The organism is Actinomadura oligospora ATCC 43269, from assembly GCF_000518265.1.
GTDB classification, from domain to species: Bacteria; Actinomycetota; Actinomycetes; order Streptosporangiales; family Streptosporangiaceae; genus Spirillospora; species Spirillospora oligospora.
In genome coordinates this window covers 55,904-78,711 of sequence record NZ_JADG01000017.1, presented here as the reverse complement: position 1 = coordinate 78,711, position 22,808 = coordinate 55,904, and the positions used below count along the sequence as shown (strand labels likewise).

General features: G+C 66.9%; 13 protein-coding genes. 10 read left to right on the top strand and 3 right to left on the bottom strand.

Annotation, left to right across the window (positions count from 1 at the left end):
• Positions 1–29: 29 nt before the first annotated feature.
• The gene (pglX, locus tag P696_RS48045; protein WP_034486835.1) at positions 30–3,686 is read left to right on the top strand and encodes a BREX-2 system adenine-specific DNA-methyltransferase PglX; all 3,657 of its coding nucleotides are present in this window, start codon (positions 30–32) and stop codon (positions 3,684–3,686) included.
• Between the two features lie 60 nt (positions 3,687–3,746).
• Here pglX and P696_RS54870 read toward each other — a convergent pair whose 3' ends face one another.
• The 3 genes from P696_RS54870 to P696_RS0125425 all read right to left on the bottom strand — a co-directional run bounded on the left by P696_RS54870 (position 3,747) and on the right by P696_RS0125425 (position 5,423).
• Entirely contained in the window at positions 3,747–4,037 is a 291-nt protein-coding gene (locus P696_RS54870; RefSeq protein WP_084338131.1) for a DUF397 domain-containing protein, read from the bottom strand.
• Positions 4,038–4,339: 302 nt separating this feature from the next.
• Entirely contained in the window at positions 4,340–4,555 is a 216-nt protein-coding gene (locus tag P696_RS54865) for a DUF397 domain-containing protein (protein ID WP_084338129.1), read from the bottom strand.
• A gap of 13 nt (positions 4,556–4,568) precedes the next feature.
• The gene (locus tag P696_RS0125425; protein ID WP_026414532.1) at positions 4,569–5,423 is read right to left on the bottom strand and encodes a helix-turn-helix domain-containing protein; all 855 of its coding nucleotides are present in this window, start codon (positions 5,421–5,423) and stop codon (positions 4,569–4,571) included.
• An 828-nt stretch (positions 5,424–6,251) separates the two neighbouring features.
• Between P696_RS0125425 and P696_RS52970 the strand changes: the two genes are divergently transcribed.
• The 9 genes from P696_RS52970 to P696_RS48030 all read left to right on the top strand — a co-directional run bounded on the left by P696_RS52970 (position 6,252) and on the right by P696_RS48030 (position 22,781).
• Positions 6,252–6,914, top strand: coding sequence for an ATP-binding protein (locus P696_RS52970; protein WP_170026582.1), 663 nt, complete (start codon positions 6,252–6,254; stop codon positions 6,912–6,914).
• A 130-nt stretch (positions 6,915–7,044) separates the two neighbouring features.
• Positions 7,045–7,215: a hypothetical protein gene (locus tag P696_RS56220; RefSeq protein WP_157429910.1), complete on the top strand. Its 171-nt coding sequence runs from the start codon at positions 7,045–7,047 to the stop codon at positions 7,213–7,215.
• 281 nt (positions 7,216–7,496) lie between these two features.
• On the top strand, positions 7,497–11,306 hold the full coding sequence (locus P696_RS0125405) for a BREX-2 system ATPase PglY family protein (RefSeq protein ID WP_026414530.1): 3,810 nt from the start codon (positions 7,497–7,499) through the stop codon (positions 11,304–11,306).
• A complete protein-coding gene (gene pglZ / locus P696_RS0125400; RefSeq protein ID WP_026414529.1) occupies positions 11,303–14,137 on the top strand; it encodes a BREX-2 system phosphatase PglZ in 2,835 nt (944 codons plus the stop codon). The genes P696_RS0125405 and pglZ overlap by 4 nt, the downstream gene beginning before the upstream one ends.
• The gene (gene brxD / locus P696_RS0125395; protein WP_026414528.1) at positions 14,134–15,465 is read left to right on the top strand and encodes a BREX system ATP-binding protein BrxD; all 1,332 of its coding nucleotides are present in this window, start codon (positions 14,134–14,136) and stop codon (positions 15,463–15,465) included. The genes pglZ and brxD overlap by 4 nt, the downstream gene beginning before the upstream one ends.
• Positions 15,462–17,561: a DEAD/DEAH box helicase gene (locus tag P696_RS0125390; protein WP_026414527.1), complete on the top strand. Its 2,100-nt coding sequence runs from the start codon at positions 15,462–15,464 to the stop codon at positions 17,559–17,561. Before brxD ends, P696_RS0125390 begins: the two co-directional genes overlap by 4 nt.
• Before the next feature lie 290 nt (positions 17,562–17,851).
• Positions 17,852–19,237 carry an FAD-dependent oxidoreductase gene (locus tag P696_RS0125385; RefSeq protein WP_034486829.1) on the top strand — a complete coding sequence of 462 codons (1,386 nt, stop codon included), beginning with the start codon at positions 17,852–17,854 and terminating at the stop codon, positions 19,235–19,237.
• 228 nt (positions 19,238–19,465) lie between these two features.
• On the top strand, positions 19,466–21,250 hold the full coding sequence (locus tag P696_RS52965; RefSeq protein ID WP_170026580.1) for a serine/threonine protein kinase: 1,785 nt from the start codon (positions 19,466–19,468) through the stop codon (positions 21,248–21,250).
• 139 nt (positions 21,251–21,389) lie between these two features.
• Complete coding sequence (locus P696_RS48030; protein WP_084338125.1) at positions 21,390–22,781, top strand: MFS transporter; 1,392 nt, start codon at positions 21,390–21,392, stop codon at positions 22,779–22,781.
• The last annotated feature ends 27 nt before the right edge of the window (positions 22,782–22,808 follow it).

Here is a 22,808-nt window from a genome sequence, read left to right as displayed (position 1 = left end):
CGTAAGCCGTTTTCGGAGAGGACACTCGAGTGACCGTGAACCAGGCCGCCCTGCTGAAGGACCTGCGAAAGCAGGTCACAGCCCTGGAAGACGACCTGCGCGAACGGACCGAGTCGGAACCGAAATATCGCGAGGCATTGGAAGCGGAGTACGAGCGGGCCCGAGCAGCGAAGCGTACTGCGGCGACCTACGGCGCGTGGCGCGACGACCGCGTCACGCAGGCCGCAGTGGCATGGGTCCTGGCCACGGTCTTCGTCCGGTTCTGCGAGGACAACGGCCTGATCGCGGACGCATGGATCGCTGGCCCTGGCGAACGCCTCGTCGTTGCGGACGAACGTCACCAGAGGTTCTTCCGCGAACACCCAGAGAAGAACGACCGCGACTGGCTCACCGCCGCCTTCGACCACCTCGCCGGGACGAACGAGACGGTCGCGGGCCTGTTCGACCGTGACCACAACCCTCTTTGGGAGCTGGAGCCGTCCTATGAAGCGGCAAGCGACCTGCTGAAGTTCTGGCGACGCGTTGGTTCCGACGGCGCGGCCGTTCATGACTTCACCGACCCGGATCTGGAGACTCGCTTCCTCGGCGACCTGTATGAGCACTTGTCGAAGCATGCCCAGGAAAAATATGCACTTAGACAAACCCCCGAGTTTGTCGAGGAGTTCATTCTTGACCTAGTTCTTGAGCCTGCCGTTAAGGAATTCGGCCTTGAGCCGGTTTGGAAATATCGCCCGAACGGTTGGACTGGAGACCCAAGCGAGGATATTCGGGGCCTGCGCACGATCGACCCTGCATGCGGTTCCGGACACTTCTTGCTGGGAATTTTTAATCGCCTGCTCCGAAAATGGGATGCGCACGCCCCTAATCTCGATAAATGGGAGCGAATCCGTCGCACATTGCAATCGATTCACGGATGTGACAAGAATCCTTTTGCGGCAGGTATAGCTCGCTTTCGCCTGTTGGTCGCAGTTCTGAAAGCTGCAGGTGAGGCTCAACTAAAAAGTGTTCCGCAATTCCCGATCAATATCGCAGTGGGCGACTCGCTACTCCATGGCAGGGGGGCAGGTAAGCCAACTGACGTACTCTTTGGTGGCGATGAAGAGTTCAGATATCGATTCGAAGATGTCGATTTGTATGTCGATAGATGCGATCTGCTTGGATTGAATGCATACCATGCAGTGGTGGCAAATCCGCCTTATATTACGGTTAAAGATCGCCAGGAAAAAGAGAATTACAAGAAGGCATATCGAACTTGTGCAGGGCTGTGGACGCTGGCTGTTCCATTCATGGAGCGTTCTTTTGATCTCGCCATTACGGCTGGCGGAAGCAATCGTAACGCAGGATTTGTTGGCCAGCTGACCTCAAATGCTTTCATGAAGCGCGAATTTGGCAAGAAGCTGGTCGAGCAGTTCCTGGCCAGCGTGTCAATGAGCTACGTTATTGACACATCAGGGGTGCGAATTCCCAGCCATGGCACTCCCACCGTAATTCTCGTGGGTCGTAATATGCTTGGCTATGAGGGGGAAACAGTTCGTGTCGCCCTCGCAGTGAATGGTGACACGGAAGAGATGGGAAGTCCTGAAGAAGGGCGTGTTTGGAGGTCCATCGTTACTCAGATCGAAAATCCCGGGTTCGAATCTCCCTGGATTGAGGTCGTAGATTGGCCGCGAAACATCCTGCGTCGATTCCCGTGGAGTCTCAACGGTGGGGGCGCAGACGACCTAGTTAAGCTGCTCGAAAAGAATCAGGCGGCCGAGCTGGGCGATCTCGTGAAAGTTATTGGGCGAGTCACTCATACAGGGTCAGACGAAAGCTACTTTGCCGCTCGAGGTGTTTGGGAACGGCATAGAGTGAAGAAGGAGTCAATTGTCGCCATGGTGACGGGCGATGTGATTCGCGACTGGACTGTCCGTGACCGTGAGACTGCGCTATTTCCATATGATTCTAAGCTCTCCCCGTCACTTGGTGATGTGGAGCTAGCCCGAATTCTATGGCCCAACAGGACACTCCTTCGAGCTCGGCGCGAGCCAGCTGGTTCCCATGAAGAGATAGGACTTACATGGTTCGAATGGAGTCGGTGGCACCCAGAGCGATTTGTGGTGAAATTGGGGATAGGTATGGCTTTTGTGGCGAGCCATCCTCACTTTTCCCTCGATCGAGACGGTAAGGTTTTCAACAGAAGTGCACCGGGAATCAAGTTGGTCCCCTCGGCCACGGAAGACGATCACCTTGGGCTGCTCGGAATCCTGAACTCTTCGGTTGCCTGCTTCTGGCTTAAGTATGTGAGCCATGACAAGGGTGGACAGGGGGTCAATGAAGGTTATAAGGCCCATGAGTGGGAGAGGTTTTATGAGTTTACCGGCACTAACCTAAAAAAACTCCCAATGCCACCGGGGGATGTGAGGGAATTGGCTGGTAAAATCGACAAACTTGCCCGGTTGAATTTGTCCGTTTGGCGCGAAAATTTCCCCATAATTCCGTGGCGCGAGGAGCTTGCCAGACTCCGGCGCGAGTCTGACGTTCGGCGGGAAGCTGCAATTTCTCTTCAGGAGGAGCTCGACTGGAAAGTCTACGGGCTCTATGGGGTGCTCCGCGGCATGACGCTGAACGCAGTTACCATGCCCACAGAGCAGCACGTTCCTCCTATCGAGTTGGGGCAACGCGCATTCGAGATCGTGCTCGCTCGACAGATTGAGTCCGGTGAGACCAGCGACGAATGGTTTCGGCGGCATGGATCTACGCCTATAACGCAGATTCCTTCGCATTGGCCGGAGGAGTACCGGCGGGTTGTGCAGGCCCGGATCGACCTGATTCGGAAACGACCTAAAGATATCGGATTGTTGGAGCGGCCTGATCATAAGCGGCGCTGGTCTGACGAAACTTGGGAGAGAAAAGAGTCAGCTGCGCTGCGAAAGTGGATTCTCGACCGCTGTGAGCGGGAGGGTGGCTGGCATTCGATACGCGATGGCTTCCGGCAGCCACGCACGCTGACAATTGCGCAACTTGCTGATCAGTTCAGTGGCGACATTGACATGCAGAGCGTCGCGGCCCTGTACGCGAGCGATCACTTGGGCAAAGCCGACGTTCCGCTTGAGGTAGTGCTGACTGAGCTCATCGTAGATCAGAACGTTCCGTACCTTGCCGCGCTTCGCTACACCGAAACGGGGCTGCGCAAGCGGTCAGAGTGGGAACAGGTATGGGAGGACCAGCGCGAGGAGGATCGAACAGGTCAGCGGCTCGACATTGCCCTTCCATCAAGGTATGCGTCCAAGGACTTCAAGAAAAGCTCGTATTGGTCGCAGCGTGGCAACCTTGACGTGCCCAAGGAGCGGTTCATTTCGTACCCCGGGGCATCACCGGGAGGGGATCGGACGCTGCTGCTCGGCTGGGCAGGATGGGACCACAAGGATCAGGCGCAGGCGCTCGTCAACATCGTGAATGACCGGACCGAGCAGGCAGCCTGGGAGGTTGAAAAGATCACGCCGCTGCTGGCAGGCCTTCTTGAACTGATGCCGTGGGTTCACCAGTGGCACGGCGAGTACGACAGTGAGTGGGAGGGTGTTCCGGCCGAGGAGTTCCAAGCCTTCCTTGATGAGCAGCGAGCCAAGCACCAAATCTCCGAACGAGACCTTCGAGACTGGCGGCCTGTCGAGACGAAGCGGGGCGGACGCAAGAAGACCGAGTGAGGTTGATGCCTTCGAAGGCGATACTTCATTACATGTTGCTGGTGGATTTGTTCGCCTGCCTCAATACCCGTTCATCCAGCGGACGGGTGGCTCGGGGCTCCGCGACGCACGGGGAGTCGGCTGAGGTTCGAGTGCTTGGTCTGCTTCAGGTGACGGGACTGTGAGTCGGACAGCGGTGACGATGTTAGCGAAGGCAACGCGCGAGAGGATGAGCACAGGGCCGGGGACGAGCTTTGAGTCGCGCACGGCGATCACTTCGTGTCGGAGCTCGGCCACCTCCACGCAGTCGTTGCTGCTGGTGGACCGACTTGACTTCCGCCAGACAGGGGCAACGTAAGGGGCGGTAGGCATGGGTACCCGTCACTCCTTGGCGTAGGTTTTGCGACCGATTCCGAAGAAAGCGCGGCCTCGAACAGACGCTCAAACGTCACCCTGCAGCGGGTGACCTGCTCTCGGCTTCCGACGTAAATGCAACCGGTCATGCCCCCGGAGTACCCCACATGGGGTCAGGTTCATCGAAGGCCAGCAGCACGAACGGTCCATCGGCTCCGGCAAGACTGCCTGAACCGGTCGCGAGTAGCCCGATCAGGACGAAGCTGCTCGGGTCTCCGTGTGATCGGACAGATGGCTCGGGCTCGAAGGATTCGTCGGTGCTACGGGTTGGGGGTGGTGAGGAGAGCGGTGGTGACCAGGGCGGCGAAGGCGGCACGGGTGAGTGTGAGCACGGGGCCTGGGACGAGTTTGGAATCGCGCAGCGCGATTTCGCTATTGGGGAGCTCGGCTATTTCAACGCAGTCGCCACTGCTGCCCTGGCTGTGGCTGGACTTCCGCCAAGCGGTTTCTGGTGTCACTGCAAGGTTCTCGGGCATGGTTCCTCCGTCGTCAGCCGAGCTGGCCAGCAAGATCCTTCAAGTATGCGACGCTGGCGTCCGGGCTCAAGGCCATGGCGCTGAGATGCTGAAAGATCATGCCGTAGCGCTGGAGCTCCTCGCGTTCTTCGAGGTAGATGCTGGTTTGTTGCGTCTCCAGGTACACAAGACTCGGGTCTTCGTCAGGGAAGTCCAGGACGACGAACGATCCCGCCAAGCCTGGATGAGGCCCGACATCCAGCGGCAGGATCTGGATGTTGACGTGCTCCATATGGTCGGTGTCGATAAGGCGCTGTAGCTGTGCACGCTGATCCTCGACGTTGCCGAAGGGGCGCATGACGGCGCTGGCGTCGATGACCGTCCAGAAGTACGGCGGATGCGGGTCGCTGAGCAACTCCTGACGACGCATCCGGAGCTGTACGAGGCGCTCGACCTCAGTCGGGTCGCGGGTGAGGTTGCCGCGAATCAAGCTGGTCGCATACTCGGGAGTTTGGAGAAGTCCAGGGATCACCGAGAGCTGGAATCCTTGGATTCTCGCAGCCCCGGCCTCGAACTCGACGTACGAGTCGTCGAGGACGTCCTTGTAGGAGTTCCACCAGCCGCGTTGCCGTGCCTGGCGTGTCAGGGTGACGAGCTCGTCGTACCTGGGGTCGTCGCTGGTGACGCGGTAGAGATCGAGCAGCAACCGGGTGTCCACGACCATCGGCTTGACCGCCTGCGCCTTCTCGAGGCGGGTGACCTTGCCTGGGGACCACTCCAGCGATCTTGTTACGTCCTGCGCGGTCATCTCGTTGGATTCGCGCAATTTGCGCAATTCAATCCCAAGGCGACGTCGGCGCACGGTTGGGCTGCGCCTTTGATCATTCATGGAGCCTCTCCAGGATGGGGCTGTGTCGGGACGACGATAGTTCGATCACCTGCAACCGGACATCCAAACGCGTTTTGGACTGATTTGAATTTCTGCATTGCAGATTCTAGCTTGCGGGTTCACTCTGGGGAGCAGAGAAGCCCCAGCGGAAGATCGTTTTCCTGGGGAGGTTCAGAAAAGGGACGGTCCCGGACGCGGTGGTAGCGCACCGGCCGGGACCTGATCGGACAACGGAGGTCCGACTGTGATCTACGATCCCACGAAACCGGCTGCGGCGGGAGCGGCGGTGGCCAGCTCTGAGAGGCCACCCGTTCAGGTGCAGTTCGTGCCTCAGCGCACTGCGCTGGGTGTCGGACGGAGGCCGGCGGAGGTGCTGGCTGTGTTGCGGGTTTGGTGCCCGCAGATGGTCTGCTGGTACGGAGAGCAGACTGGGAGCTTCTGGTTCCTCTCGCAGGACGGAAGGCTGATCGAGGCCCGGAATGCCGACGAGCTGGTGCGGTTGCTGGCCACGCAGTCCGGGTGCAGGCAGGCGGCCATGCCGTCCGTCTTGCATTGGTCGGACGTGGACGTCGCATCCGAGCCGAGGCCGATGCGGTTCGCTCCGGTGCCTGCGGAGAGCGTGGCGATGCCGCCGTCTGCGTCGGGTGTGCACACCGGAGGGGACAGCCGGGGTGGGCTGGTGCGGCGTGTGCTGCGCCGTCGGTCTGCTGAACCTTCCGCGTGCCCGTACGAGTGCTGCGCACAGGAGGCTCCGCGTGGCGAGCGGGAGCTGCGGGGTGGGTCGTGCTGAGCAGCGACACACCCGTCCTGATGGCGGGGGAGGCTCGAGTGTTCCCGTTGCCGCCGGACCGGACGTGCGCGTCGGTGGCGCGGTCGGCGCTCTCGATCGTGATGCACGAGATGGGGCTTCCGGTCGACCTGATCGACGACGGGACGCTCGGGGTGTCGGAGCTCAGCACCAATGCCTTGTTGCACGCCAACGAGGATGCCGCCGAGCTCTGGGTATGGGTGCGGACCACTCCGCGCCCCGCGCTGGTCGTGTCGGTGTTCGACGCCGATCCTCGTGACTTGGTCACGCCGGTGTGCCGGGACCTCCTCGCCGAGTCGGGGAAGGGCCTGGCGATCGTGGCCGCACTCGCCGAGGACATGGGCACGCACCGCAGCCGGTCGCGTCTGCGGCCGTGTCCTGTCAGCGGCAAGGCGGTGTGGTTCTCACTGGCTCTTCCGGACGCGTGGCCGGAGTCGCGTGAGGCGGTCACACCGTTGCAGGCCGGATGCGGGCTGCTGATCGAGCTGTGCCTGCGGGGTCTTTTCGCGGCGCACATCAGCGAGTTCGACACCTCGGTGCTGGTGACCGTCGAGGAGTTGTGCGTGGAGATCACCAGTACGCATTACGCCTGGCGGGGTGTGGACGGCGAGCCCGTTCAGATGCCGCTCCCCAACGCACAGGAGGCGATCGAGGCCATCATCGCCCAGGTCGACACCGCCTGAGCCTTCGCAGACCGGCAGGGCCGCGCGGGACCCCCGTCCGCCGCGGCCCTGCCCTACCAGGTGAGCGCTTGAAGGTAGGGCACCGAAGGCTCGGGTTCGCAGGGCCTGGTGATCCGGAGGAGGAACAGAAATGGCGGAGATCCTGTACGAGCTTCTCGCTCGGACACCGGACGGGATGCGGGGACTGGCGGCTGCGCGGCTGCGGCGCGGCGTGCTCAACCTTCTGCACCAGGGACTCAAGTCCTCCGGCATGACGCAGCCGAGCTTGCCGAGCGGCTGGGCATCCGTCGGTCGGTTGTGAACCAGGTCCTCGACGGCGACGGCAATATCCAGATCGACCTGCTGGCCGAATACCTCCACGCCATGGGCTAGGAGGTGACGATGACCCTCACCAGGGGCAGGGGAGCCCAGGCGGGTGATGACGGTGAGGCCGGGTGGCTGAGCCCTCGTGAGCACGATCGATCCAGGTTGATCACCCTCCTGTAAACATCAGGTCAAGCTGCCACCTCGAGCACTATCTTTGGTGCCCAGAAAACGCCGAAGAATGGGGACAACGGTGGCGGACTGCGCGGTGATGTCGGCATGAGCGGGGCGGCGGACGTGGTGTACCTGCGGGACGTGCTGGTCATCCCCGAGATGGTGCACGCCGGTGATTTCAAGGTCGAGCTGTCCGGTGGGTTCGACGATGTCGCGCGCCGGGTGGACGAGTACGTCGTCACCGACCAGCTCGAACGGGCCTTCGCCACCGCGCTTGGCATGGTGAAGGGCGCTGTCACCAGGAACGAGTCCGAGGCCGCCTACCTGCGTGGCTCCTTCGGTTCCGGCAAGAGCCACTTCCTCACCGTTCTGCACGCCGTCCTGTCGGGCGACCCTGCGGCCAAGCGCAAGGAGCGGCTGCGGACGCTCATCGACGACCACGAGAAGGAGTGGATGAGGGACCGTCGGTTCCTCATGATTCCCTTCCACCTGATCGGTGCGACCGACCTGGGCTCGGCCATCCTCGGTGGATACGCGCGGGAGGCCCGGCGGCTCGGGCTGTCCGCTCCGCCGGTCTACCGCAGCGACGCGATGCTCGCGGACGCCCGCAACATGCGCGAGCGGCTTGGCGACGAGCAGTTCGCCGGCCTGCTCGGCATCGCCTTGGACGGCGAGGACGAGGGCGATCTGCCGAACCTCGACCGCAAGTCGGACGGCGGCTGGACCACGGAGCTGCTCGATCAGGCGTTCACGGCGCCCTACGGCGACGAGTCGCGCAGTGCGTTGGAGACCGCGCTGCTCGATGGCCCGTTCGGCCACTACGTCACCGGCACTCAGGGCGATGCCGACTCCTTCCTGCCGCTCGAAGACGGCCTGGCCGCCATGAGCGCCCACGCGCAGCGCCACGGCTACGACGGCATCATCCTGTTCCTGGACGAGCTGATCCTGTGGCTCCAGGCGTACATGTCCGACCAGGCCAAGGTGAAGAGTGAGCTCGACAAGCTCGTCAAGCTGGTCGAGTCCGGGACCGGCCGCCGTCCGGTTCCGATCGTGTCGTTCATCTCCCAGCAGCGGGACCTGACGCAGCTCGTCGGCGAGGACGTCATGGGCTCTGACGTCAAGGAGCTGGAGAACAAGGTCAACTATCTGGCCGGGCGGCTCAAGGTGATCAGCCTGGAGGACCGCAACCTTCCGGCGATCGTCAAGGAGCGGATACTCAGGCCCCGTCCCGACATGAAGGGGAAGCTCGACGAGGCGTTCGCCGGGATCGAGTCCAGCAATTCCCTGGTCAAGGACATTCTGCTCGACTCCGGCGGCGCGACCCACGCCACCTGGCAGGAGTTCCGGGACGTCTACCCCCTGTCTCCGGCGCTGCTGAACACCTTGGTCGCCCTGTCGGGCGCGCTTCAGCGTGAGCGTTCCGGCCTCAAACTGATCCTGGAGCTGCTGTCGCGGCGGCGCGACGACATGAAGGTCGGCCAGCTCATCCCGCTCGGTGACCTGTGGGACGTCCTCATGGACGGCGTCGGTGAACCCTTCTCCGACCTGCTGCGTACCGAGGTCGAGCACGCCAAGCGCTTCCACACCCGCGTTCGGAACTACTTGCTGGAGAAGTACGGGGCGGAGGACGAGCGGCTCCGCACCGACGACCGCCTCGTCAAGACCCTGATCCTGGCGGCGCTCGCGCCGGACGTGCCCGCGTTGCAGCGGCTCACCGGCGCGCGGCTGGCAGCTCTGAACCACGGCACGATCCGGTCGCGGGTCAGCTCGCCCTCAAGCGTCGTGATCGCCCGGCTTCAGGAGATGATCGGCGCCGGCTTCGGGGAGATCCGCGCCGACGGGGACAACGACCCGGTCTTCACCCTGCACCTGTCGGACCTGGACGTCGAACCGCTGCTCGACCGGGTCGGCGAGGTCGACAACGTCGGCGCACGGAGACGCTGGGTCAAGCTGCGGCTCTGGAAGGAGCTGGGAGTCCAGGAGTCCGGCGGCCAGCATGACGAGCGCGAGGTGATCTGGAAGGGCACCCGGCGGACCGCCGAGTTCGTCTTCGGCAACGTCCGCGACGACTCCGAGATGCACTCCTTCGCGTTCGAGCCGTCCGTGGCGGGCAACATCCGGTTCGTCTTCGACTACCCCTTCGACGTCGCCGACTACTACCCGTCCGACGACATGGGGCGGGTGGACGAACTGCGCCGCGACGGCCTGGCCGCCGACACCCTGGTCTGGCTGCCCGACCACCTGTCGGTGACCAAGTCCAAGCAGCTCGGCCGCCTGCTGAAGATCCAGTACCTGCTGGAGCGGGACCGGCTGGACGACTACGCCGGGCACCTGGCGTCCGACCAGCGGGCCCGGCTGCGCGACCAGCTCAAGGCGCAGGCCGAGAACCTCACCTCGCAGCTCACCACCGTGTTGCAGCAGCTCTACGGCATCGCCCAGGGCGACGAGACCAACCGGGCGGGCGAGGTTCCCGACAACAAGCACATCCTGTCGCTGCGCCCTGGCTTCGAGCCCCGGCAGCTCCACGCCGCCGCCGGGTTCGACTACAACATGACCGACCTCGCGCGTCGGCTGTTCGACGACATCTACCCCAAGCATCCCGACCTCGACCTGCTGAAGAGCGGCAAGCCGGTCACGCTCGCCGAACTGCGGCTCGCCGCGCGATGGTTGGCCGAAGCCCAGGCTGATGGCACAGGACGGGCCGTGGTCGACGACCGCAAGCACCTCACGACCCTCAAGCGCATCGTGCACCCGCTGGAACTCGGCGAGGTCCACGACGGTCCGCTCGTTCTCTCACCCGAATGGCAGCGACGGATCGAGCAGAAGGCGTCCCTTCACCGCAAGACCGGCGACTATCCGGTAGAGGAGATCCGCCGCTGGATCGAGGAGTACGGCTGGACCGGGCTCGACCGGCCCGTGGCCGACCTCATCATCACGGGATACGCGCTGCTGTCCGACCGCGTCTGGGTGCTCAACGGCAGCCCGGAACCGACGCCGGAACTCGGCAAGATCGGACCCGGCTGGGCGCTGCGGGACCAGCCCAAACCGTCCGCCACCGAGTTCGAGCAGGCGCGCCGCCGCGCGCAGCGGATCTTTGGCGTCACCGTCGCCGACACGCTGACCACCCGGAACGTCACCGAGCTCGCTCGCAAGGTGCGGCAGCGGTCGGCGGATCTGGAGAACGCCGTCACCGGTGTGGAGCGGGCGCTTAAGGACCGCGCGGACCTGCTGGGCCTCACCGACGAGAACGGCGACCGACGGCGTTCCGCACGCTACGCCGCCGACCTCCTCGCCCGGCTGACACCCCGCAGCAGCGACGGGGACACGCCGTTGCTGAAGGAACTCGCTGCGGCGACCTACGAGGTTTCCGACGAGGTGCTCGGTGCGGCGGTCACCTCCGCCCCAAACCAGCTCGAAGCACTGACCAGCGCTCAGTGGCAGCTTCTCGGGGCCGTCCCCACCTTGGCGCGCCGTTCCGACGGCATCGGCTCCCGCGCCCGCACCCTGCTGGCCGACCTTGCCGAGGCCGCGATCCACGACGAGTTCACCACGCGCCTCGCGCCCGTGCTGATCGCTGCCAGTGACACCGCGTCGGCGCTGGTCACCGAGGCGGCTCAGATCGACACTCCGCCTGCTCCGGCGCCGAACCCGGACCGGCCCAGCGGCCCTGGTGACGTCGATCTGGCAGGCGGTGGAGAGCCGAAGGTCCCCAGCGATCCCGTCGCACCGGTCGTTCCGCGTCCCCCCGTTCCCCGGGCCAGGGGGAGCCGCCGCGTCCCCGCCGCCCGCGTCGACTCCGCTCTGCCCGAGGCGGTCGTCGCCCTCCAGGCGGAGATCAGGGAGTTCGCCGAGGCCAACCCGGGAGCATCGATCGAGATCGAGTGGCGCGTCGTGGACGAGGGGACGGGCCGGTGAGCACTCCGCCACTGGTGGACAGGCGCGTCCTGGAGGCGCTGCTGAGCCTCGAACTGCCCGCGCGCGGAAACGAGGCCGGTCCGGCAGGACCGCGCCTGGTCCTTGTCCACGGCCGCTACCAGCCCGGCACCGCCTCGGAGTTCACGATCACCATCGGGGACCGGCAGCAGCGCGTCCGGGTCAGCGACCAGCCGTCCGTGCTGGGCATCATCGACGCCTGGGAACGGCACTGCGGCACACCGGCGGACTCTGCCCCCCTCCTCGTGATCACTACCGGGGTGGACGCCCGGGAACTGGGCGCGGACCTGCGCGGGCACGCGCTGGCACGCCGCCCGCTCAACGTGGACCGGGCCGAGATCGTCAAGCAGCGGTTCGGCGCGGCCCGGCTGGACCCACGCATCCGGGCCGAGGAATGGCTGGTGGACGCCCTGCTGGACGCCGAACCGTCGGGCGGCTGGCGCACCCACCCCGCCGCTGCGGCCTGGCGGCGAAGCGGCGGCGCGCTGCTCACCCATGACGCGGCACTGCACGCCCTCGTCGAGACCCGCCTTGAGATCACCACCGGCCGCTCCGGCTCTTCGGGTGAGCTCGACATCGACACACTGCTGGCCTGGTCGCGTCAGCCAGGGGCCACCGACCGCTTCGCGGCACTCGGCCCGGACGAGCGTCACGGCATCGCCGCATGGCTTCAACGCACCTCCGGACCCGCCGTCGCGGTGCTGCTCGGCCTCGCGGGCGCCGGCCGGGGCGAGGATGCCATGGCACTCGGCATCATCGCAGGGCCCCTGGACGATCCGGCGTCGCCGCCCGCTGCCACGCTGGCGATCGGACGGCTGTTCGCCGACGTCACCGCGGGCATCGAGGAACTGAGGATGTTCACGGTCGCTGTCCAGGGCATCCTCGCCCGCTGGATCGCCGAGGCCGAGTCCAGCCCCGATCGCACCGGCGAAGCCCGCGACCGGGTGGAGGCCGTCCTGGGACGGGCCGACCGGCTCGCCGCGAGTGCGGGACTCGCACCCGGCGGTGCCACGCCCGTCGACAACGCCTTCCTGCCGTCCGGACTGCGCAGCAGGATTCAGGACTTCGCCGCCGTGCTGAGCGGTCGCGTGGAGTCGGCCCAGGAGACCTTGGCGAGGGTGGTCGAGCACCGCCTCAGCGGCCTGCGACCGGACAGCGTCGAGGTAGCCAGGATGGCGCTGCGGGTGCGCCGCTGGCTGGACCGATCCGATGTGCCTGATGCCCGCTCCGTCGCGGATGGCGTCGCCGACTACCTGGCCGACGGGGCGTGGCTGGACCGGGCGCTCACCGTGCTGTGGTCGGGTTCGTCCGACCTGGACAGCACGGTGGGACGCGCCTATCGCCGCCTGTACGAGCGGGCACGCACCCGCCGAACTGAACTGGATCAGAGGTTCGCCGACCGGCTGGCCTCCTGGGCACCGGGCGCTGCCGTCGAGGCACCGGGCGGTGCACTGCTGGTCGAGTCGGTGCTCGCGGAGGTCGTGGTGCCGGTCGCCGCTTCTGGTGGGGCTCCGCTGGTGATCGTGCTGGACGGCATGAGCGGCCCGGTCGCCGTCCAGCTGGGAGAGGAACTGGCGCGCGGCGGGAGGTGGGCCGAGGTGACCTCACGCTCCGGTCGCCGTTCCGCGGCCGTCGCGATGATTCCTTCCGTGACCAGGATCAGCCGGGCCTCGCTGCTTTCGGGTGAACCGGCCGAGGGCGGGCAGGCCGTCGAGGTGGCGGGGTTCGAGCGGTTCTGGAAGCGGCACCGGCGGAGCGGGCTCGTCTTCCACAAGGCGCAGGTTCCCGGCCCTGCCGGACAGCGCCTGTCCGACGACCTTGCCGTCGCCCTGGCGGAGGACCATGTGGTCGCCGTGGTTCTCAACACCATCGACGACGCCCTCGACCACGGAAAGGAAGGCGACCGTGCCGGCTGGCGTCTCAAGGACATCAGCTACCTTCCGGACCTGCTCAACGCGGCACTCGACTTCGGGCGTCCCGTCGTGCTGGTCGCCGACCACGGACACGTGCTCGAACGCGAGGAGTCCGCGCCCGGTACGCCGCGTGTGACGTCGACGGAGATCGGCGCGGCGCGGTGGCGCACGGGGACGCCCGGTGAGGGTGAGGTCGAGCTTGCCGGGCCGCGGGTGCTGGAGAACGGTGGTCGAGTCGTGGTGCCGTGGCGTGAGGAGATCCGGTACACGCCGCGCAAGGCGGGCTACCACGGTGGGGCGTCGCTTGCGGAGATGGCCGTGCCCGTCCTCGTCCTGTTGCCGGACGCCGCCGACCGGCCCAAGGGTTGGGAACTGCTGCCGCCTGAGGAGACCGAGCCCGCATGGTGGACGGGCAGGGAGGCTTCCGAGAAGCCGGTGCCTGTGCAGGTTCCATCGAGCTCGCAGGTGCTCAAGACAACACGGGCCCGCAAGAGGATGGAGGAGCCGGAGGGCGAGGCGCTGTTCTCGGTGGGCGAGGCCGCGCCGTCCGCTCCACCTGCCGAGCCCGTCCCGGCGACCCTTGGAGCTGTCGTGACCGCGTCGGCGGTCTACTCCGAGCAGCGCCGCTACCTGCGCAAGCCTCCTCCTGCCAACCAGGTCGCCGCTGTGGTCGATGCGTTGGCCACGGCAGGAGAACGGCTGTCGGTCGCCGCCGTCGCCGCGGCGGCGGCCGCGGCGGGTGGCCGTGCGCCACGCAGCCCGGAGTTGTTCGTCACCGCACTGCAACGGCTGCTGAACGTCGAGGGGTACCCGGTGCTCGACCTCATCGACTCCGGCCGAACCGTCCAGCTGAACGTCGCAACGCTGCGCGAACAGTTCGGCGTGGGGAGTTCACAGTGAGCGGTGGCGAGACGGTCAGCGCCGCACGGCGTCGCGAGGTCATCGACGCCTTGCGGCGCGGTACCGTGCCGCAGGCCGGGTTGGACCTGCTCGCTGTCGGACTCGGCCGGTTCACCGGCGCGCTGGACGACGAGCTGGCCACGGTGGCCAAGGGAGGCGCAGCCTTCCACGCCATTCGCGGCGAATACGGTTCGGGCAAGACCTTCTTCGCCCGGTGGCTGGGAGAGCGCGCCAAACGCGCGGGCCTGGCCGTGGCCGAGATCCAGATCTCCGAGACCGAGACGCCCCTTCACCGGCTGGAGACCGTGTACCGCCGGCTGACCGAGCGGCTCGTGACGGCCACGCACACCGCGAGCGCGCTGCGCCCGGTCATCGACCTGTGGTTCTACACCCTCGAAGAAGAGATCCTCGATGCCGGGGAGGTCGCCGAGGACGATACCGAGGGCCTGCTCCGGGCCGTGGACGCCCTGCTGGAGCAGCGGCTTGCCGACGTCGCCCGCACGACTCCGGCGTTCGCCGCCGCCCTGCGCGGTTACCGGCGTGCGGCGGCGGCCGGGGACAACGCCACCGCCGAGGCGCTCGTCGCCTGGATCGGAGGGCAGAAGTCCGTCGCCGCGTCCGCACGCCGTGCCGCCGGAGTCCGGGGCGACCTCGACCACTTCGCCGCCCTCGGGTTCCTCCAGGGCCTGCTGACCCTGTTGCGCGACAGCGGCCACCCGGGACTCCTGGTGGTGCTGGACGAGATCGAGACCCTGCAACGGGTGCGCGGCGATGTCCGGGAGAAGGGACTGAACGCCCTCCGGCAGCTCCTGGACGAGATCGACGGTGGCCGCTTCCCCGGCCTCTTCTTGATGATCACCGGGACGCCCGCGTTCTTCGACGGGCAGCAGGGCATCCAACGGCTGCAACCGCTTGCCCAGCGGCTCGCCACCGACTTCACCACCGATCCGCGCTTCGACTCCCCGCGTGCCGTTCAGCTCCGCCTCACCGGGTTCGACCTGCCAGGCCTCGGAGAGCTCGGCCGCCGCGTCCGTGACCTGTATGCGGCAGGTGCCCGCAACCCCGAACCCATCCTGGCCAGCGCAGACGACGCCTATATCGCCGAACTTGCCACTGCGGTGACCGGCGGGCTCGGCGGCCGGGTCGGCGTCGCACCACGTGTCTTCCTCCGCAAACTGGTGGCTGACGTCCTCGACCGAATCGATGAGTTCGACGACTTCGATCCACGCCGCGACTACGCGCTCACGGTCTCGTCCGGTGAACTGAACGAGCTCGAGCGCAACGTCGTCGCCGCGAGCGCAGGGGACGTCGACCTGGATCTGCCGTGACAGCGCAGAGCTTCGAGCGACTGTCACCGGTCCTGGTTCATCACATCGTCAACTCGCTCGGGTGGCGGGAACTTCGTCCACTCCAGGAAGAGGCGATCGGTCCGCTGCTGGCCGGATCCGACGCGATTCTGCTCGCCCCCACCGCAGGGGGGAAGACCGAGGCGGCGGCCTTCCCCATCCTGTCGGCGATGGATCAACAGCACTGGACCGGACTGTCCGTGCTGTACGTGTGTCCGCTGAAGGCGCTGCTCAACAATCTTCTGCCTCGATTGGAGAGCTACGCCGCATGGCTCGGACGCAAGGTCGCACTGTGGCACGGAGACGTGTCGGCCTCAGCCCGGCAGCGCATCCTCAGGGACCCACCAGACATCCTGCTGACCACACCCGAATCTCTGGAGGCAATGCTGGTCAGTGTCAAGACCGACCACCGGAGGTTCTTCGCCGACCTCCGCGCCGTTGTGGTGGACGAGGTGCACGCGTTCGCAGGGGACGACCGCGGCTGGCACCTGCTGGCGGTCTTGGAACGCCTCACCCGCGTCACCGGACGTCCGATACAGCGGATCGGGCTGTCGGCCACGGTCGGAAACCCCGCCGAACTCCTGCACTGGATTCAGGGTTCTGGACGGGGCAGTCGTCCGGCCGAGGTCATCGCCCCTGGCGTCCACGCGGGCGGCCCGCCCGCAGGTGACGTCGAGCTGGACTACGTGGGATCGGTCGGCAACGCCGCCAAAGTGATCGCGGCGCTGCATCGAGGAGAGAAACGCCTGGTCTTCTGTGACTCACGGGCGTTGGTGGAGGAGCTCGGAGCGGCGCTTCGAGCCCGTGATGTGACCACCTTCCTGTCGCATGCCTCCTTGTCACTGGAGGAACGCCGCCGTGCCGAACACGCTTTCGCGGAAGCACGCGACTGCGTCATCGTCGCGACCAGCACCCTCGAACTGGGCATCGACGTCGGCGACCTCGACCGCGTCATCCAGATCAACGCACCTGGCACGGTCGCGTCCTTCCTCCAACGGCTCGGTCGCACAGGCCGCCGTCCCGGCACAACCCGGAACTGCCTCTTCCTGGCCCTTGATCACTCGGCCCTGGTGGAGGCAGCGGCGCTGCTGCTGCTCTGGAAGCGAGGCTTCGTCGAGCCGGTGCAACCCCCGCCCGAACCACGCCACATCGTCGCCCAGCAGTTCCTGGCGCTGTGCCTCCAAGAACACAAGGTCGGGCGTGGCGTGTGGAGCGAGGAATGGAGCGGCCTGCCGCCGTTCGACAGGAGCGCCTCGCCGATCATTCGGCATCTGCTCGACCACGGCTTCGTGGAGAGGGACGGCGAGTACTACTTCATCGGTCCGGCCGCGGAGGAGCGTTTCGGCCGCCGCCACTTCATGGACATGACCGCCGTCTTCACGGCACCGCCTCAGTTCACCGTGCTGTCAGGACGGCGCGAGATCGGCCGGACTGACCCCATGCTGCTGACCGAGAAGGTCGACGGGCCCCGTGTCCTGCTGCTGGCCGGCCGCAATTGGCGTGTCACCTGGATCGACTGGAAGCGCCGTCGCTGCTTCGTCGAGCCGTCCGATCTTCCTGGCAAGGCCCGATGGTTCAGCGCGGCCGTCGGCGGCGCGAGCTTCGAGTTGAGTCGTGCATGCCGATCGGTCCTGCTGGGGGAAAGCCCTGGGGTCGCGTTGACCGACCGGGCGGTCAGAGGGCTTGCGGAAGCGCGAGAGGACGATGTCGGGAGCGTGCATCCGGGCGGGCTCGTCATCAGCCGCAATGGCGAGGACGTGCGTTGGTGGACCTGGGCGGGCTACCGGGCCAACGCGGTGCTGGCAGCTACCTTGGCGGGCGTTGCCGATGAGAAGCAGCGGTTTCAGGACGAATGGATCCGGCTTCGTCCTGACCTCACTCGCGAGATCTGGCAATGGGGAGTAACTGATGCGGCTGAACGGCTCTGCCTGCCCGACGTCGACGAAAAGGCGTTGCAGGGGCTGAAGTTCTCTGAAGCGCTACCTGAGCGGCTTGCCATGGCCACGCTTGCGGCTCGGCTGGCAGACTTGGAGAACGCCAGCATCGTTCTCGACGAATCCACCCGTTTCATGGGATAGGAGCCTGCACAACTGGTGCCTGAGGGCCCAGCGATGAACCATGCCACGCACGGCGCTCGAGAGAGACATTCTCGGGCCACCCCTCGGCTCCATGTTCCCGCTCACAGACGAGGCCAGACGGGCCCTGGCTGGCCTTTGTCAAGGCGGCGTGTGACGGGACGCTGCAGCTAGGTCTGGCCTGGTCTGGCTGGGCCGCCTGGCCGTGTTGGCCACATCTGGGTTACGGGGGAGTGGAGGGGGATTCGTCCCGCATCATCATGAGGTGAGCCTGTCGACGCGGGGGGAGTGCCATGGCTGAGTCGGTGGTCGGTGTTTTCGACGAGCTTGTGGCGGCGGGTCCTCCTGGTCGGGGGCGGGTTCTGGTTGACACCGCGTGTGTTGTCGGGGGCAGCGTCTCGGGGCTGCTGGCGGCGCGGGTTCTGTCTGACCATGCACGTGAGGTCGTCATCGTTGAGCGTGACGACATCTCGGGTGGGGCGGGGTCGCGTCCTGGTACGCCGCATGACTTGCAGGTGCATACGTTGCTTCCGGCGGGTCTGCACTGGATCGAGCGGTGGCTGCCGGGTTTCACGCAGCGGGCACAGGATCTGGGGGCCGTCCTGTCGGGGACGGCCACCTCCATCACCGCCTTCGACGGGCGGCTCCAAGCGGCTACCCACGATGATCGGCATGTCCTGCTCATGGCCAGCAGGCCGTTTCTGGAGGCGCGCATCCGCGAGCGCGTCACGGCACTGCCGAACGTCAGGGTGGTGCGGGCGCGCGCAGCTGGTCTGGTGGTTCGGGAGGACGAGGTCCGGGGCGTCCGCCATGCCGACGGGGTCGTGGAGGCGGACTTCGTCGTGGACGCCATGGGCCGTTCGAGCCGCCTGGCGGAGTGGCTCGGCGACGCGGGCTTGGAGAAGCCGCGACTCGAGCGCCTGCGCAACCCCATCAACTATGCGACCGCGCTGTTCGAACGTCCCACCCCGGCCGCCGACCTGGACGTGGCCGCCGCGATCGCGGTCTACGCGCAGGGTCTGGGCGCGACCGGCCTCTCGGTCGCCTCCCTCAACGCGATCGAGGACGACCAGTGGCTGGTCCTGGTGATGGGCTACGGCCAGGAGCGGCCGGGGCGGACCCTGGCGGAGTTCCGCGCGGCCTGCTCCGAACTCCCAGGTGTCTTCGCGCAGGCCGCCAGCGGTGCGCCGACCCGCGACATCGCGACCTACCACCAGGGGGAGAGCCGCCGTCGAGACTTCACCGGCCTGCGGCACTTCCCGGCGCGCCTGGTCGGGGTCGGGGATTCGGTCGCGTCGTTCAATCCGGCTTACGGCCAGGGCATGAGCTCCGCGGCGCTTCAGGCTTCGTGCCTGTCGGCCTACCTGACGAGCGGGCCCGACCTGTCCGTCCCGGCCGAGGGCTTCTTCGACCTGCAACAGGTCGTGGTGGACGCCGCCTGGAGTGTTTCCACGGGCGGAGACACCGAGCGCCTCGAAGCCGCCGCCGGAATCGAGCCTCCTGAGGAGGTGCGGCGGCAGCGCCAGGTTCTGCGTCAGCTGCTCGAGGCCGGCCTCGTCGACCCCTTCGTCGCCCGCGCTCTCAACGACATCTCGTACATGCTGCGGCACCCGGCTGCGATGGCCGACCCCGCCCTGCTGGAACGGGCCGCCGCCGCTACGTCCGCCACGCCGCACTAGACGCAGACGCGGCCTCGACTCCCCCATCCTCGACCTCGAATAGCCCGCCATTCACCAGCCAACGAAGCGGCACACATTCCGGTCCTTGCCAGAAATGCCACCAAGGGTGGCCGCACCCGGCCTGAACGGCGCTACCTCCGGACGACGGCACGCGCCCGCAAGTATGATCCGCGGACCTTCCTGATCGGCATGGAGCCTCCAAAACCCGTGACCTCGTCCTCTGACGGCGTGCCTTCCACCGCCCTGCCTTTGCGTCACTCCGATCCCCGCTTGATCGGTGGCTATACGTTGTTGGGAAGGCTTGGGTCGGGAGGCCAGGGTGTGGTCTATCTCGGTCGCGGAAGCGAGGGAACCCTGGCGGCGATCAAGCTGCTCTACTCCCATGGCGATCTGAGCTCGCAACGGGCGCTGGTGAAAGAGCTCTCCGCGGCGCGACGGGTGGCCGCGTTCTGCACCGCGCGTGTCCTGGCCAGCGGGATGGAGGGGGACGACTGCTATCTCGTCACCGAATACGTCGAGGGGCCGAACCTCTTGCGTGTCGTGCGGGACGGCGGCCCCCTGGGCGGAGCCGAGTTGGATCGGCTCGCCGTGGGGACGGCCACGGCGCTGGGCGCGATCCACCAGGCCGGGATCGTCCACCGGGATCTCAAGCCGGGCAACGTCCTGCTGGCGGCCGGTGGTCCACGTGTGATCGACTTCGGCATCTCCAAGGCGCTGGACACGGCGACCGGCGTGACCAGCGATGTGGTCGGCACGCCGGCCTACATGGCTCCCGAGCAGCTGGCCGGCCGGTCCGGTGGCGCGGCGGCCGACGTGTTCGCCTGGGCCAGCCTGACGGTGTTCGCCGCCACGGGACGTCCGCCGTTCGGCGATGACTCGATTCCCGCCGTCATCACTCGCGTCCTGCAAGAGCCGCCTCAGCTGGACGGCGTTCCCGAACATCTGCGGGACATCCTCATCGCCTGCCTGGACAAGAATCCGGAGGGGCGGCCGGACACGCCGGGACTGCTGCGATCTCTGCTGGATCGAACCGGCCTGGCCGTTCCCGCCAGCGAGCCGGAGCTTGAGGGCCACGACGCCACGGTGATCCTGTCGGAGGGGGCGGCGGTCGCGTCCACCTTGGCGCTTCCTCCACTCCAGGTCGTGCCAACGGGCGCGCGGGTCAGCAGTCCGCCGACGGTTCGCCGGGCCGTCGTGGCGGCGGTCGCCGTTCTCCTGGTGGCCGGCGTGATCGGCGGCGCGTTCTGGGTTCGCGGTCTGCGATCGCAGGACACGGCCGCCACCGCCGCGTCCTCACCTGCGGCGCGCAAGTCACCGGGCGCGTCGGCTGCTGCGTCCGCGGCCGGTTCCGGGCGGACGATTCGCGGTGACGCGTCCGCGGAGGAGTTGAGCGCCTCGGCGATGAAAGCGATGTCCCGCGCGCGCACCGCCACGTTCGAGTTGTCGAATCAGCAGACCGAGGGGGAGTACCAGCTTCACGCCACCGGTGGTCTGTCGTTCGACGGCAGCGCTTCCACCAGCTACCAGATGAGTCTCGACAAGGGCTGTGCGCAGGTCCCGGTGAGCGCGACCCTCATCGGCAACACCGGATACAGCTCCCTGCTGGGGGACCGGGCGACCTTCGACGCCTCGCCCAAAGTCACCTATCCTGATGAGGACGGTTGTCTGGCCGGGGTCGTGCAGGTGCGGTGGGCGAGCACGCCTTACAACATCGCGACGTTGCTGCGCGTCGGCCGCGCCATCACCCAAACGCACAGTCAGGACGGTCTCGTTCTGCGAGGCACCGCCGCCACAAGCGACCTGACGGCTGGAAACCCGGGGGCGCCCTTGTTCTCGGCCTACGGCAGTGCGCGCTCGGTCGTCTTCCGGATCGAACTGGGGGCCGACTACCTTCCCCGGCAGGTCGAGTTCCATTTCACCATCCCCGTCGATGGCGGTGACCGCTTGGACGCCGGCTTCACCACCACCTACCACCAGTGGGGCATGGCTCCGCCCGTCAGGTTCCCGTCGTGAACGGGAAACCCGGCGGCAGGACCCTCGCGCGCCTTCCGGTGACCGTGCCGCAGGTCGTAGGGGCGTTTCAGTAACGGCTGCCGCAGGGGGCTCGGGACGTCTTCCTTGATCGGGAAGGGGGGATGTACGCTTCCCGGCGATGGCGACATTTGCACCGTCTCGCGGCAGTTTGACCCTCGGCATCCTGGCCGCGAGTCAGGTGATCCTGCTGCTGGACGTCACGATCGTCAACATCGCGCTTCCCAGCATCCAGCGGGATCTGCACGCGTCCGCGGCGGAGCTGTCCTGGGTCGTCAACGCCTACACGCTGGTGTTCAGCGGCCTTCTGCTGCTCGGGGGACGGGCGGGCGACATCCTCGGCCACCGGCGGGTGTTCACCGCGGGGATCGCGCTGTTCACCGTCGCCTCGCTCGTCGGCGGGCTCGCGTTCAACACCGAGGTGCTCCTCGTCGCGCGCGCCGCGCAGGGGGCCGGCGCCGCGCTCGCCGGGCCCGGCTCGCTGGCGCTGATCGCGACCGGGTTCCCCGACGGGCGCGCCAGGAACCGGGCCTACGCGTTCACGACGAGCGCGGGCAGCCTCGGCATGATGGTCGGGATGGTGGCCGGCGGGCTGCTGATCGAGTGGACGACGTGGCGGTGGACGTTCTTCATGAACGTGCCCGTCGGGCTGGCCGTGGTGGCGCTCTCCCGCTGGTGCCTCCACGAGTCGCCGCGGGTCGGGGGCCGCTTCGACGCGGCCGGGGCGTTCACCGCGACCGCAGGGATGACGCTTCTGGTCTTCGGGGTGGTGCGCGCCGCCGAATCCGGCTGGGCGGACGGTCTGGTCGTCGGCGCGCTCACCACCGCGCTGGTCCTGCTGGCCCTGTTCGTCGCCGTGGAGGCGCGGGCCCCGCAGCCGATCATGTCGCTGGGGCTGCTGCGGGACCGCAACCGCGCGGGGGCCTGCCTCATGCGGCTGCTCCTCACCGCCGCGATGAGCGGCATGATGTTCTTCCTCACCCTCTACGTGCAGGGGGTCCTCGGTTACGGCGCGCTGGAGACCGGGCTGGCCTTCCTGCCCACCACGGTCACCGTGATCGCCGCGAACCGGGCCGTGCCGTGGCTGCTGCAGCGCGTCGGGCCGATGAGGGTCATGGTGGCCGGGTCGGTGCTCACCATCGTCGGCATGGTGTGGCTGACGCAGATCTCGGCGACCAGCACCTTCGTGTCGGTGATCCTCGGCCCGGTGCTGCTGTTCGGCGCGGGCCACGGGCTGGTGTCGGTCGCGGCGACGGCGGTGGCCATGACCGACCTGCCCGAGGGGGAGCACGGCAGCGCGTCCGGCCTCATCCAGACCATGCAGGTCGGCGGGCCGCTGGGGGTCGCCGTCCTCGTCGCCGTCTACGAGCAGGTGGACGGGACGCGCGTCCAGTCGCTCGCCGGGGCGTTCACCGGCGCCCTCGTCCTGTCCCTGTTCATGCTCGCGACAGCCCTGACCGTCTTCCGCCGCGCACCCGCCGTCCGAGCGGCCGGGTCCGCGAGAACGAGCTGATCACGCGTCACGCGCCCCCCCCGGAGG